Source organism: Streptomyces sp. H39-C1 (assembly GCF_027158125.1).
Taxonomy (GTDB): Bacteria; Actinomycetota; Actinomycetes; order Streptomycetales; family Streptomycetaceae; genus Actinacidiphila; species Actinacidiphila fildesensis.
Map to the genome: position 1 here is coordinate 12,447 of NZ_JAPVLS010000010.1, position 13,350 is coordinate 25,796.

The 13,350-nt window shown below is 70.8% G+C and carries 7 protein-coding genes; 5 read left to right on the top strand and 2 right to left on the bottom strand.

Annotation, left to right across the window (positions count from 1 at the left end):
• Positions 1-10: 10 nt before the first annotated feature.
• Both O3W51_RS08995 and O3W51_RS09000 read right to left on the bottom strand, forming a co-directional pair.
• Positions 11-1,285, bottom strand: a complete 1,275-nt coding sequence (locus O3W51_RS08995) for a L,D-transpeptidase (protein ID WP_443048258.1) — start codon at positions 1,283-1,285, stop codon at positions 11-13.
• 318 nt (positions 1,286-1,603) lie between these two features.
• Positions 1,604-2,872, bottom strand: coding sequence for a L,D-transpeptidase (locus O3W51_RS09000; protein ID WP_138354892.1), 1,269 nt, complete (start codon positions 2,870-2,872; stop codon positions 1,604-1,606).
• A 268-nt stretch (positions 2,873-3,140) separates the two neighbouring features.
• Between O3W51_RS09000 and glgX the strand changes: the two genes are divergently transcribed.
• The 5 genes from glgX to O3W51_RS09025 all read left to right on the top strand — a co-directional run bounded on the left by glgX (position 3,141) and on the right by O3W51_RS09025 (position 13,162).
• On the top strand, positions 3,141-5,492 hold the full coding sequence (gene glgX / locus O3W51_RS09005; RefSeq protein ID WP_381586249.1) for a glycogen debranching protein GlgX: 2,352 nt from the start codon (positions 3,141-3,143) through the stop codon (positions 5,490-5,492).
• 44 nt (positions 5,493-5,536) lie between these two features.
• Positions 5,537-6,850 carry an MFS transporter gene (locus tag O3W51_RS09010; protein WP_381586248.1) on the top strand — a complete coding sequence of 438 codons (1,314 nt, stop codon included), beginning with the start codon at positions 5,537-5,539 and terminating at the stop codon, positions 6,848-6,850.
• A gap of 33 nt (positions 6,851-6,883) precedes the next feature.
• Positions 6,884-8,677 carry an ABC transporter ATP-binding protein gene (locus tag O3W51_RS09015; RefSeq protein WP_269285091.1) on the top strand — a complete coding sequence of 598 codons (1,794 nt, stop codon included), beginning with the start codon at positions 6,884-6,886 and terminating at the stop codon, positions 8,675-8,677.
• Complete coding sequence (locus O3W51_RS09020; protein WP_138354890.1) at positions 8,674-10,554, top strand: ABC transporter ATP-binding protein; 1,881 nt, start codon at positions 8,674-8,676, stop codon at positions 10,552-10,554. Before O3W51_RS09015 ends, O3W51_RS09020 begins: the two co-directional genes overlap by 4 nt.
• Positions 10,555-10,882: 328 nt before the next feature.
• On the top strand, positions 10,883-13,162 hold the full coding sequence (locus O3W51_RS09025) for a M4 family metallopeptidase (RefSeq protein ID WP_244809439.1): 2,280 nt from the start codon (positions 10,883-10,885) through the stop codon (positions 13,160-13,162).
• Positions 13,163-13,350: the final 188 nt, after the last annotated feature.

A 13,350-nucleotide genomic window follows, 5' to 3' on the forward strand; every position in this document is an offset into this window, starting at 1 on the left:
GGTCAGCGGGTCAGCTGGTCCACTCGCTCCAGGAGAGGTTCCAGCCGTTGAGGCCGTTGTACCACTGCACCGTCTTGTCCTTGGAGTTGATCACCTGGACGACGTCGCCCACGATCGACTGGTTGTAGAACCAGGCGGCCGGGGTGGACGGGTCACCGGCACCGCGGGTGTCGGACAGCCCCACACAGCCGTGGCTGGTGTTGGAGTTGCCGAAGATCGACTTGGCCGCCCAGTAGTTGCCGTGGATGAAGGTGCCCGAGTTGGTCAGGCGGATGGCGTGCGGTACGTCCTTGATGTCGTACTCGCCGCCGAAGCCGACCGTGTCGCCGTTCATCCGGGTCACGTCGTACTTCTCGGTCATCACCATCTTGCCGTTGTACGTGGTGTGCGCCGGGGCGCCCGAGCTGATCGGAATGGTGCGGATCACCGAGCCGTTACGGCTGACCGTCATGGTGTGCTTCGCGGCGTCGACCACGCTGACCTGGCTGCGGCCGATGGCGAACTTCACGTCCTTGGACTGCTTGCCATAGACGCCGGGGGCGCCTTCGACGCCGTCCAGCCGCAGGCTCAGCGTCACCTTGGTGCCCGCCGCCCAGTACTGCTCGGGGCGCAGGTCCAGACGCTGGTTGCCGTACCAGTGGCCCTTGACGGGGACGGACGGAGAAGCGGTGACCTGGACGGCCGCCTCGACGGCCTTCTTGTTGGTGATCGCCCGGTTGAAGTTGAGCGAGACCTCCATGCCGACGCCGACGGTCTGGCCGTCCTCCGGCGTGTAGAAGCCGACGAAGGAATCCTTCGGCGTGATCGTGGTGAACACCGCGTGCTTGGCGGACTCACGGCCGTCGGCGTCCTTGGCGATCGCGTCCACCGTGTACTTGGTGGAGGTGCCCAGGTGCTCGTCCGGCGCCCAGCTGGCACCGTCCGCGGCTGTCTCGCCCTTGACCGACGTGCCCTTGTCGTCCTTGACGATGACCGAGGTGAGCTTGCCGCTCGCGGCCGTCACCTTCAACGCGCCACTGGTGGCCACGTTGTTCGCGCCGTCCTTCGGCGTGATGGTGACCACCGCCGCCGAGGCCTTGGTGTCGGCGCTCGTGCCGGCCTGCGCACCGGCCGGCTTGTTACCACCGGCACCGCCGGTGCTGCCGGTGTTCGTGCCGCCGCCACCGCATGCGGTGGTCATCAACAGCAGCGCCCCCAGCGCCAGTGCCAGCAACGTCTGCCTGGCGCCCGGCGCCGCCTGTATCGGCTTCAACTTTCTGCTCCCCTCACACGGCCGCCCGCCCACGCGTCCGGAATGCCCAGCTACGGCACCCCTGGTAGCGATTCTGCCCGGCCGATCCGACCCTGACCCCCCGGTGCGTGGCCGCTGCAGAGCCGCTGGGGCTTCTGCGCGTAATACCGCTCACGCAAACGACAGATAATCACACGCAAGGTAGGCCCGGTGACACGGGAATGTCACCATTCCGTCCCAGTCGGCTGTGAACGCGCCACGAGGCAGGATCCGGCCCCGGAACCGCTTCCGGAACGGACTCCGGGCCCGGCCCCCACCCGGTGGTCGACCGGGGGCGGACCGGGCCCGGAAGGGACCGCGGGGAGCGCCGCGTCAGGGGTTGGAGCCGGATTCCGGGGACGCGGCGGAGTCGAGGGACGCGGCGGAACCCGCGCGCCACTCCTGCCAGCTGAGGTTCCAGCCGCCCATGCCGTTGTCCGCCGCGACCGTGCGGTCGTGGGAGTTGATCACCTCGACGGTGTCGCCGACGAGCGAGTGCTCGAAGAGCCAGCCCGCCGGCGTCGTCGAGCGGCCGCCCTTCACATCGGCGAGCCCGACACAGCCGTGGCTGGTGTTGGTGACGCCGAAGGTCCCGGGCGCGGCCCAGTAGTTGCCGTGCAGGAACGTCCCGGAGCGGGTGAGGCGCATGGCGTGCGGAACATCCGGAATGTCGTACTCCCCACCGAAACCGACCGTCTGGCCGTTCATCCGGGTGAGGGCGAACTTCTCGGCGATCACCATCGTGCCCTGGTACGTGGGGTGCCCCGGGCTGCCGGCCGAGATCGGCAGCGTCTTGAACAACTGGCCCTCGCGCCGCACGGTCATGGTGTGCGCGTCCGCGTCGACGGTGCTGGTCTGGTCGCGGCCGATGGTGAACCGGACGTCCTTGGACTGGGTGCCGTACATGCCGTCGGCGCCCTCGACATCCTTGAGCCGCAGCGACATGGTCACCTCGGTGCCGGCCCGCCAGTGCTTCCTGGGGCGCAGGTCGAGGCGCCGGCTGCCGAACCAGTGCGGGGCCACGTCCACCGCGGGCTTCGCGTGGACGGTGATCGCCCGCTCGACCGCCGCACGGTCGGTGACCGGCCGGTTGAAGTTGATGGTGATGATCATGCCGGTACCGACGGTGGATCCGGCCTCGGGTGTGTAGAAGCCGATGAACTTGTGCTTGGGCACCAGCGTCGTGAACACGGCGTGCTTGGCGGCCCGGCGGCCCTGGCCGTCCACCGCGTAGGCGTCCACCGTGTACTGGGTGGAGAGCGCCAGCTTGCCCGTGGGCAGCCAGCCGCTGTGGTCCGCGGCGAGGGTGCCGGGGACCGGTACGCCCTCGGCGTCGGCCACCTTGACCTGCGTCAACTCGCCCTTCTCCACTCCGACCCGCAGCTGCCCGTCGGGCAGCACATCGTGCGCCGCGTCGTCCGGCGTGATGCTGATGACCGCTTCCGACACCTGCGGGACGACGTCCCTCGGGGCGGCGTCGTCGCTCCTGCTGCCGACGTCGCCACCGCCTCCCGCCCCGCATCCGGCGAGGAGCCCGCCGAGTACTACCGCTCCTACCAGTCCCGCCCCGGCGCGCAGGGCGCGCCTCACCACATTCGTCACGCAGGGTCAACGAGAGCGGCACCCCCGGGGAAACGTGTCACCGCCCATGTGTACGGGAACAGCAGGGCAACAGGGACGACACCGATCACACGGGTGACTGCACGCGTCCGGAGGGGAAGGAATGGTAGGAGGAGACGGCACCGACCCGGCACGGGACGCCGGGAAGGGCCGCGCCCGGCCAGGGCTTTAGTGGGACGCGTGGGGTTCCGCCGTACCGTGGCCGCGGTCGCGTACGGCTGGATCCTGTCGAGCCGCGGGAGGCGAGCACGTGTCAGAGACACGCGAGCACGAGGCCATGGAGGCCGTTGAGGCGGTCCCCCGGCCGAACGGCCTGCGGACGAGCCCTCCGCCGGCCGTCCCCGGGCCCGCTCAGGAGCAGGCTCCGGGGACGACCCCGGACCCCGGGGCGGCAGGCGGCCCCGAGCCCGGGAGCGCGCCCCGTACGGTCTGGCCCGGCAGTTCCGAACCGCTCGGCGCGCGCTTCCGCACCGGCCCCGACGGCCGGCCGGGCACCAACTTCGCGCTGTGGGCGGGCGGCGCCGAATCCGTGGAGCTGTGCCTCTTCGAGGCGGACGGCACCGAGACCCGGGCGCCGCTCACCGAGCTGACGCACGAGATCTGGCACGGCTTCGTGCCCGGCGTGCTGCCCGGCCAGCGCTACGGCTACCGGGTCAGCGGCCGCTGGGACCCGTGGACCGGCGCCCGCTGGAATCCCGCCAAGCTGCTGCTGGACCCGTACGCCCGCGCGGTGGACGGCGACTTCACGCTGCCCTCCGAGGTCTACGCGCACGTCCGTGACTGGCCGGAGCGGCAGATCGCCGACACCGTCCGCGACAACCGGGACTCGGCCCCGCTCGTGCCCAAGGGCGTCGTCGTCCACGATGACGACGACTGGTCCGACGACCACCGTCCCAAGACGCCGTGGTCCGACTCCGTCATCTACGAACTGCACGTCAAGGGCTTCACCAAGCGCCATCCCGGCATACCGGAGGAGCTGCGCGGCACCTACGCGGGGCTGGCGCACCCGGCCGCGATCGAGCACCTCACCGGGCTGGGCGTCACCGCCGTCGAGCTGCTGCCCGTCCACCAGTTCGCCCATGAGGAGCACCTGGAGCGGGCCGGGCTGAAGAACTACTGGGGCTACAACTCCATCGGCTACTTCGCGCCGCACTCCGGCTACGCGGCCGGCGGCACCCGCGGTGAGCAGGTCGGCGAGTTCAAGCGGATGGTGCGCGCCCTGCACGCCGCCGGTATCGAGGTCATCCTGGACGTCGTCTACAACCACACCGCCGAGGGCGGTGAGCTGGGCCCGACGCTCTCGCTGCGCGGGATCGACAACCGCGGCTACTACCGGCTGCAGGACGACCCGCGCCGCTACGCCGACTACACCGGCTGCGGCAACACCCTGCACGTCGTGCAGCCGCACGTCCTGCGGCTCATCACCGACTCGCTGCGCTACTGGGTGACGGAGATGGGCGTCGACGGCTTCCGCTTCGACCTCGCCGCTGCGCTCGCCCGCTCGATGCACGACGTCGACATGCTCTCGCCGTTCCTCGCCGTCATCGCCCAGGACCCGGTCCTGCGGCGGGTGAAACTGATCGCCGAGCCGTGGGACGTCGGGATGGGCGGCTACCAGGTCGGCGCGTTCCCCCCGCTGTGGACGGAATGGAACGACCGCTACCGGGACGCGGTGCGCGACTTCTGGCGCGGCGCCCAGCACGACGTACGCGACCTCGGCTACCGGCTCTCCGGCTCCAGCGACCTGTACGCCTGGGGCGGCCGGCGGCCGTACGCCTCGGTCAACTTCATCACCGCGCACGACGGCTTCACCCTGCGCGACCTGGTCTCCTACGAGTCCAAGCACAACGAGGCCAACGGCGAGAACAACAACGACGGCACCCACGACAACCGCTCCTGGAACTGCGGCGCCGAGGGCGCGACCACCGACCCCGGGATCAACACCCTGCGCCGCCGGCAGCTGCGCAACCTGCTCTCGACGCTGCTGCTGTCCACCGGCGTCCCCATGCTGGTGGCCGGTGACGAGATGGGCCGCACCCAGGGCGGCAACAACAACGCGTACTGCCAGGACAACGAGATCAGCTGGATCGACTGGTCGCTGCTGGACGACCCCGACTGGCGGGGGCTCAGCACGCTGGCCGCGCGTGTCATCGCACTGCGCCGCGCCCACCCGGTGCTGCGCCGCCGCGCGTTCTTCTCCGGCCGCTCCCAGACCCCCGGCGGGCTGCCCGACCTCACCTGGTTCACCGCCGGGGGCCAGGAGATGACCGACGACGACTGGTTCGCCTCGTCGCACACCATCGGCATGTACCTCTCCGGCGACGACATCCCGCAGCGCGACGCCCAGGGCGTCCCCATCACCGACGACAGCTTCCTGATCATCGCCCACGCCTCGCACCGCCCCGCCCGCTTCGCCCTCCCCGGCCACCCCTGGGCCGACTCCTACGAACTCCTCCTCGACACCACCGCCGAGGACCAGTCCCGGCCACCGGGCACCGGATACCCGGCGGGCGGCTCGGTGACGGTGCCGGGGCGCTCCCTCCTGCTGCTGCGCGCCCTCCCGGCCACCACCACTCCGGCCCCACGGACGTCCAGCCACTGAAACCCCTGGACACGGAGAATTGGTCCAGTCCACACTCGATCCCTGTGACCTCCTCCGCGCCACAGCCCTGCGAGAACCCTCTCCTCATCGATCCGCCGACCGGGCCGGCGGCGGGGTCCGTCACAGCGCCCGCGAAGGGCCCGGGGCTGTGGTCGGCCAACTTCCGGCTGTACTTCACCGCGCGCTCGGTCGCCATGCTCGGCGACTCCATGCTGCCGGTGGCGATGGCCGCCGGGCTGCTGCAGTACGGGTACGGGGCCGGTGCCATCGGGCTGGTGATGGCGTCGTACATGGGGTGCTTCGCCGGGCTGGTGATATTCGGCGGCGTGATCGCGGACCGGTTCAACGCCCGGCTGCTGATGATCGGCGCCGACCTCGTACGGCTCGGCATGATGGCGCTGCTGGCCGGTCTGTTCTTCGCCGACCACGTGGTGCTGTGGCAGGTGTGCGCGATCACCGCCGTCAACGGGGTCGCCGCGGCGATGTTCCAGCCCGGCGTGGCCAGTACGGTGCCGCGGGTCGCCACCGATGTGCAGGGTGCCAACGGGGTGGTGCGGACCGCCGAGTCGATGATGGCGCTGGCCGGTCCCGCGGTCGCCGGGCTGCTGGTGGCGTTCGCGTCGGCGGGCGGCGTGATCGCGGTGGACGCGGTCACCTTCGGGGTGAGCGCGGTCTGTGTGTTCCTGCTCCGGCTGCCGCCGGTCGCCCATGAGACCACCGGGCCGAAGACCAGTACCTTCCGGGCCGATCTCGTCGAGGGGTGGCGGGAGTTCCGGGGCCGCACCTGGATGTGGACGGTCATCGTGATCTGGATGGTCTTCATGGTGACGGTGATGGGCCCGGTGACGCCGCTCACGGCCGGTGAGATCCTGCCGGCGCACGGCCCGAAGGCGTACGGCCTGGTCAACTCCTGCCTGGGCGCGGGCACCGCGCTCGGTGCGCTGCTCGCGATGCGGTTCCGGTCGCACTTCCCGCTGCGGGCGGGAGCCACCGCCCTCTTCGGCAGCGCGCTGTACCCGGCGTCCGTCGGTCTGCACCTGCCGGTACCGGCCATCTGCGGCTGCATCTTCGTCGCCGGTTCCGCCTGGGCGTACTGGGGCGTGAACTGGGCGACCAGCGTGCAGACCCAGGTGCCCGGCGAGATCCTGAACCGGATCCACGCCTACGAGGTCGCCGGGTCGGTCGCGATGCTGCCGGTGGGCCAGGCGCTGTCCGGGCCGGCGTCGTCCGCGTTCGGCGCGCGCCATGTGCTGCTGGCGGGCAGCGTGGTGTCCCTGGTGGTCTGTGTGTCGCTGTTGTCGGTGCCGGCGATCCGCAATCTGCGGCGGGTGGCACAACCGGCCGGAAAAACCGGATGAGCGCTGTCGGTGGTCGCCCGTATCGTCGAATCGATGCCTGAAGCGACTTCTGACCCCGCGCCCCCCGGACCCCGATCCGCCGTCCGCTCCCTGCTGCGGCTGTGGCCGTATGTACGCCCCATCCGCGGCCGGTTGGCCGGCTCCGCGGTGGCGGCCGTCCTCGCGTCGAGCATGGCGCTGCTGATCCCGCTCGTCCTGAAATGGATGGTGGACGGCCCGGTCGCGGACCACGACCCGTCCGGGGTGTGGCTCGGCGGCGGCGTGTTGCTGCTCCTCGGCCTGCTGGAGGCCGGGCTGTTCGGGCTGCGGCGCTGGCTGGTGGCGCGGCCGCTGGCGAGCGTCGAGGCGTCGATGCGCTCCGCCCTGTACGGGCATCTGCAGCGGCTGCCCGTCGCCTTCCACGACCGCTGGGCCTCCGGGCAGTTGCTGTCGCGCGCCACGATGGACCTGCAGATCCTGCGGATGTTCCTGGCGTTCCCGCTGGTGTTCCTGGTGGTGAACGGCGCCGCGATCGTGCTGGGCTTCGCGATCCTGTTCTCCCAGGCCTGGACGCTCGGGCTGGTCCTGCTGCTGCCGATCGTCCCGCTGGTGATCCTCTGCTCGGTGTTCGAGGCCCGGTACTCGCTGGCCGCCCGCTCCGCGCAGGACCAGGCCGGCGACCTGGCCACGGTGGTCGAGGAGTCGGTGCTCGGCGTGCGGATCATCAAGGCGTTCGGCCGGCACCGCAGCCAGACCGAGGCGTTCCGGGCGAAGGCGCACGGGCTGCGAAGTACCGAACTGCACAAGGCGACGTTGCTGGCGGACATCTGGGCGCTGATCATGACGCTGCCCGAGGTCGCCATCGGCGCGGCGCTGATCCTCGGGATCATGCAGGTGTCCGACGGCGAGCTCTCGGCCGGCACCCTCGTCGCGTTCCTGACCACCGCGCTCGCGCTGCGCTGGCCGGTGGAGTCGCTCGGCTTCCTGCTGGCGATCAGCAACGAGTCGGCGACGGCGGCCGACCGGTTCTTCGAGGCGATCGACGCCGCGGAGGCCGACGCCGCCGGCCTCGGCGCCGAGCCCGCCGGGGCCCTGGACGGGGTGCGGTTCGAGGACGTCCGCTTCCGTTACCCGGACGCGCCGGAGAACACCCCCGACCTGCTGCACGGCATCGATCTGCACATCCGCCCCGGCGAGACGATGGCGCTGGTCGGCGCCACCGGCTGCGGCAAGACCACGCTCACCGCGCTGATCCCCCGGCTGCACGACGCCACCGGTGGCCGGATCACGCTCGACGGCGCCGACATCGCCTCGCTGTCCCGGGAGCGGCTGCGCGAACTGGTCGCGGTCGCCTTCGAGGAGCCGACGCTGTTCTCCGCGACCGTGCGGGAGAACGTGGCGATGGGCGCGGGGCCGGGCGGCGCCGACGAGGCCGCCGTCCTGCGGGCGCTGGAGACGGCCCAGTGCGACTTCGTCGCCCGGCTGCCGCACGGTCTGGACACCCAGGTCGGCGAGCAGGGGCTGAGCCTGTCGGGCGGCCAGCGGCAGCGGCTCGCGCTGGCCCGTGCCGTCGTCGGCAGTCCGGCCTTCCTGGTGCTGGACGACCCGCTGTCCGCGCTGGACGTGCACACCGAGGCGCTCGTCGAGGCCGCGCTGCGCGAGGTCCTGGCGGAGACCACCGCGCTCGTCGTGGCGCACCGGCCGTCCACGGTCATGCTCGCCGACCGCGTCGCCCTGATGTCCGAGGGCCGCATCACCGCCGTCGGCACCCATCACGAACTGCTGACCGACAGCGCGGAGTACCGCCATCTGATGTCCGGCGACAGCGAGAGGAGCGTGGCCCGATGACCTCCGTGGCCGAACAGACCGGGCAGGCCGGTTCCGGGGAGGAGCCGGCCGGCGCCGTGGACGACCCGATCCGGCCGCCGGCCCCGGACGACCCGTTCACGAAGGATGTGCTCCCCTCCCCCAAGGGCGCGCAGCTCACCCTGCTGAAGTCGCTGCTGACGCCGCACACCCGCCGGGTCTGGGTGGCGACGGTGCTGCTGCTGGTGCAGCAGGCCGCCGTGCAGGCCGGGCCGCTGCTGGTGGCGTACGCCATCGACCGGGCGATCCCGGCGCTGCGCGACGGCCGGCACGGCCCGCTGATCCTGCTCGCCTGCGTCTACCTGGGCTGCGCGCTGGCCTCCGGGCTGCTGCAACGGGCGTTCATCCGGGTCGCGGCCCGGGTGAGCCAGGATGTGCTGATCGATCTGCGCGGCCGGATCTTCCGGCACGCGCAGGCGCTCAGCCTGGACTTCCACGAGCGCTACACCTCGGGCCGGCTGATCGCGCGCGCCACCTCGGACGTCGAATCGCTGCGCGAGCTGCTGACCGAGGGCATGGAGGAGCTGCTCGGCGTCGTCCTGTCGTCGGTCTACATCTCGGTGATCCTGCTCTGGCTGGACTGGAAGCTGGGACTGGCGGCGCTGTTCTCCTGCGCCCCGCTGTATCTGATGATCCGGTCCTTCCAGAAGCGCTCGATGGTCGTCTACCGCAAGCGGTCCACGGCCATCGCCGCGGTGATCGTGAAGTTCACCGAGACGATGAACGGCATCCGGCCGGTCCAGGCGTTCCGCCGCGAGAAGCCGAACGAGGCGGACTTCGCCGAGCTCAACGGCACCCATGAGCGGATCAACGGGGACGCGATCCTGGAGATGGCGCGCTATGTCGTCGGATCCCGGCTGATGGCCAACGCGGCGATCTCCGGAATCGTGGTGTGGGGCGCGTACCGGGTGGCGGGCGGCGGTCTGGCGCTGGGGGTGCTGGCGGCGTTCGTGCTGTACCTGCGGCGGCTGTACGACCCCATCGACCGGCTCGGGATGTTCCTCAACTCGTACCAGTCGGCCGCCGCGTCGCTGGAGAAGATCGCCGGCCTGCTGGCGCAGCGCCCCTCGGTGCCCGAACCCGAGGAACCCCGCGAGCTGCCCGGCCGCGGCGGCGAGCTGCCGGGCCGCGAGGTGCTCTTCGACGGCGTGCGCTTCGCGTACCGCACCGGCGGCGAGATCCTCCCGGTCTTCGATCTGCGGATTCCGGCCGGGCAGACGGTGGCGGTGGTCGGGGCGACCGGCGCCGGCAAGTCCACCCTCGCCAAGCTGCTGGCCCGCTTCTACGACCCGACGGACGGCCGGATCACGCTGGACGGCGTCCCGTTGCGGGAACTCGCGCTTCCGGAGCTGCGACGCGGAGTCGTGATGGTGACCCAGGAGGCCTTCTTGTTCTCCGGGACGGTCGCTGAGAACATCGCGATCGGCAGACCCGATGCCGGACGCGAGGAGGTCGAGCGGGCCGCGAAAGCGATCGGAGCACATGACTTCATCTCCGCGCTGCCGGACGGCTACGACACGGACGTCCGCAAGCGCGGCGGCCGGATCTCCGCCGGCCAGCGGCAGTTGGTGGCCTTCGCGCGGGCGCTGCTCGCCGATCCCGCCGTCCTCATCCTGGACGAGGCGACGTCCTCGCTGGACGTGCCGGGTGAACGAGCGGTGCAGCACGCGATGGACACGGTGCTGCGCGGCCGGACCGCGGTGATCATCGCGCACCGGCTCTCGACGGTGGAGATCGCCGACCGGGTGCTGGTCATGGAGGGTGGCCGGATCGTCGAGGACGGGGCCCCCGCCGAACTGATCGCGGACCATGGCCGGTTCGCGGATCTGCACGAGGCCTGGCGGGACAGCCTGGTCTGACCGGGGCGGCCCGGTACCGGCCCGCTGACCTGGCCGCGACCGGACCGGTCCGCGATTCGACGCAGCGGCGTCCGTATAACGGGCGCCGCGCATCGGTCAACGGACGGAAATCGGCCAAGTTTTCGCCACCCCAATGACATGTACCGGTAAACAGTGGCACTCTTCCCGCAGCCGCCGTACAGCACTCCCCCAACAGCACCACGGGTCTGTGCAGCAGCAGCGGTCACGCACGTCCCACCCGCACGTCGCTCTACCCGGGCAGCACACAACCCCACCTGCCCGTCTGTTCACGGCCCGACCCCGCGGCCGCCGCAGAAGGAGTTCCGTAGTGAGACGATCCCCCCGCAAGGCAGTCGCGGCAGGCGCACTCGCCGCCACCGCCGCACTGCTAGCCGTAGCGCTGCCCTCGGGCACCGCCGCGGCCGGCACCGACGCACAGAGCGCTTCCCACGTTCAGCCCCGTTCCGGCGCCCTGCCGGCCGCCCTCTCGGCCACCCAGCGCGCGACGCTGCTGGCCGACGCCAACGCCAATGTCGCCCGCACCGCGGGCGAACTGCGGCTCGGCGCCAAGGAGCGGCTCATCCCGACCAGCGTTCTGCGGGACGCCGACGGCACCGTGCACACCCGCTACCAGCGCACCTACGACGGCCTGCCCGTCCTGGGCGGCGACCTGGTCGTGGCGAGCACGCCGGCCGGCGCCACCACGAGCGTCAACCGGGCGACCAACGCCGAGATCGCGGTGTCGAGCACCACGGCCACCACGACCGCCGACTCCGCGAAGTCCTTCGCGATCAGCCGGGCCAAGGCGGACGGCGCGAAGAGCCCGGCCCTGGCCGGCTCCCCGCGCAAGGTCGTCTGGGCGGCCACCGGCGTGCCGACACTGGCCTGGGAGTCCGTCGTCGGCGGACTGCAGGACGACGGCACCCCGAACCAGCTGCACGTGATCACCGACGCCAAGACCGGTTCCCGGCTCTTCGAGTACCAGGGCATCGAGACCGGCGTCGGCAACAGCCAGTACAGCGGCCAGGTCACCTTCGGCACCACGCTGTCCGGCTCGACGTACAGCATGACCGACAACACCCGTGGCGGGCACAAGACCTACAACCTCAACCACGGCACGTCGGGCACCGGTACCCTCTTCACGAAGTCCTCGGACACGTGGGGCAACGGCACCACGTCCAATGCCGAGACCGCGGGCGTCGACGCGGCCTACGGCGCCCAGGAGACCTGGGACTTCTACAAGAACGTGATGGGCCGCAACGGCATACGCAACGACGGTGTCGGCGCGTACTCCCGCACGCACTACGGCAACGCCTACGTCAACGCCTTCTGGGACGACGGCTGCTTCTGCATGACGTACGGCGACGGCAGCGGCAACGCCGACCCGCTGACCTCGCTCGACGTCGCGGGCCACGAGATGAGCCACGGCGTCACTGCCGCCACCGCGGGTCTCAACTACAGCGGTGAGTCCGGCGGCCTCAACGAGGCGACGTCCGACATCTTCGGCACCTCGGTCGAGTTCTACGCCAACAACGCCAGCGACGTCGGCGACTACCTCATCGGCGAGAAGATCAACATCAACGGCAACGGCACCCCGCTGCGCTACCAGGACAAGCCCTCGCGCGACGGGACGTCGCCCGACAACTGGTACTCCGGCATCGGCAACCTGGACGTGCACTACTCGTCCGGCCCGGCGAACCACTTCTTCTACCTGCTCTCCGAGGGCAGCGGAACGAAGGTCATCAACGGCGTCACGTACAACAGCCCGACCGCCGACAGCCTGCCGGTCCCCGGCATCGGCCGGGACGCCGCCTCGAAGGTCTGGTACAAGGCGCTGAGCGAGCGCTTCACCTCGACCACCAACTACGCGGCCGCCCGCACCCAGAGCCTGCAGGCCGCTGCTGACCTGTACGGATCCGGCAGCGCGACGTGGAACACGGTCGCCAACACCTGGGCCGCCATCGGCGTCGGCGCACGGGTGCCGACCAGTGGCGTCACCGTCACCAAGCCGGCCGACCAGAACACCGTCGTGAACACCGCCGCGAGCCTGCAGATCCAGGCCAGCAGCACCAACGGCGGCGCGCTGACCTACACGGCCACCGGCCTGCCGGCCGGCCTGTCGATCAACGCCTCCAGCGGCCTGATCTCCGGCACGCCGACCACGGTCGGCAACAACAGCGTGACGGTCACGGCGAAGGACTCCACCAACGCCACCGGCTCGGCCACGTTCAACTGGACGATCAGCCCCACCGGTGGTGGCGGCAACGTCTTCGAGAACACCACCGACGTCTCGATCCCGGACCACGGCGCGGCGGTCTACTCCAACATCGCGGTGACCGGACGTACCGGCAACGCCCCGAGCACCCTGCAGGTGGGCGTCAACATCGTCCACACCTACCGCGGTGACCTGGTCATCGACCTGGTCGCCCCCGACGGCAGCACCTACCGGCTGAAGAACTCCAGCGGGTCGGACTCCGCGGCCAACGTGGTCGCCACCTACACGGTCAACGCCTCCAGCGAGGTCGCGAACGGCACGTGGCGGCTCAAGGTGCAGGACGTGTACAGCGTCGACAGCGGCTACATCAACAGCTGGAAGCTCACCTTCTGACCCGGAACGGACGCCCTGAGGATCCTCTGAGGGCACTCCGGACCGACTGAACGGCTCGAGAACGGCGGTCGCGCTGTGTGACGGAGGTCATGCGGCGCGACCGCTTTCGGGATGATCGTCCGCGACGTTTCTGGTACAGTGGGCTGCGTTGCAGTTGTGGTACCCATGAACTCCATGTGCGCCCGGTC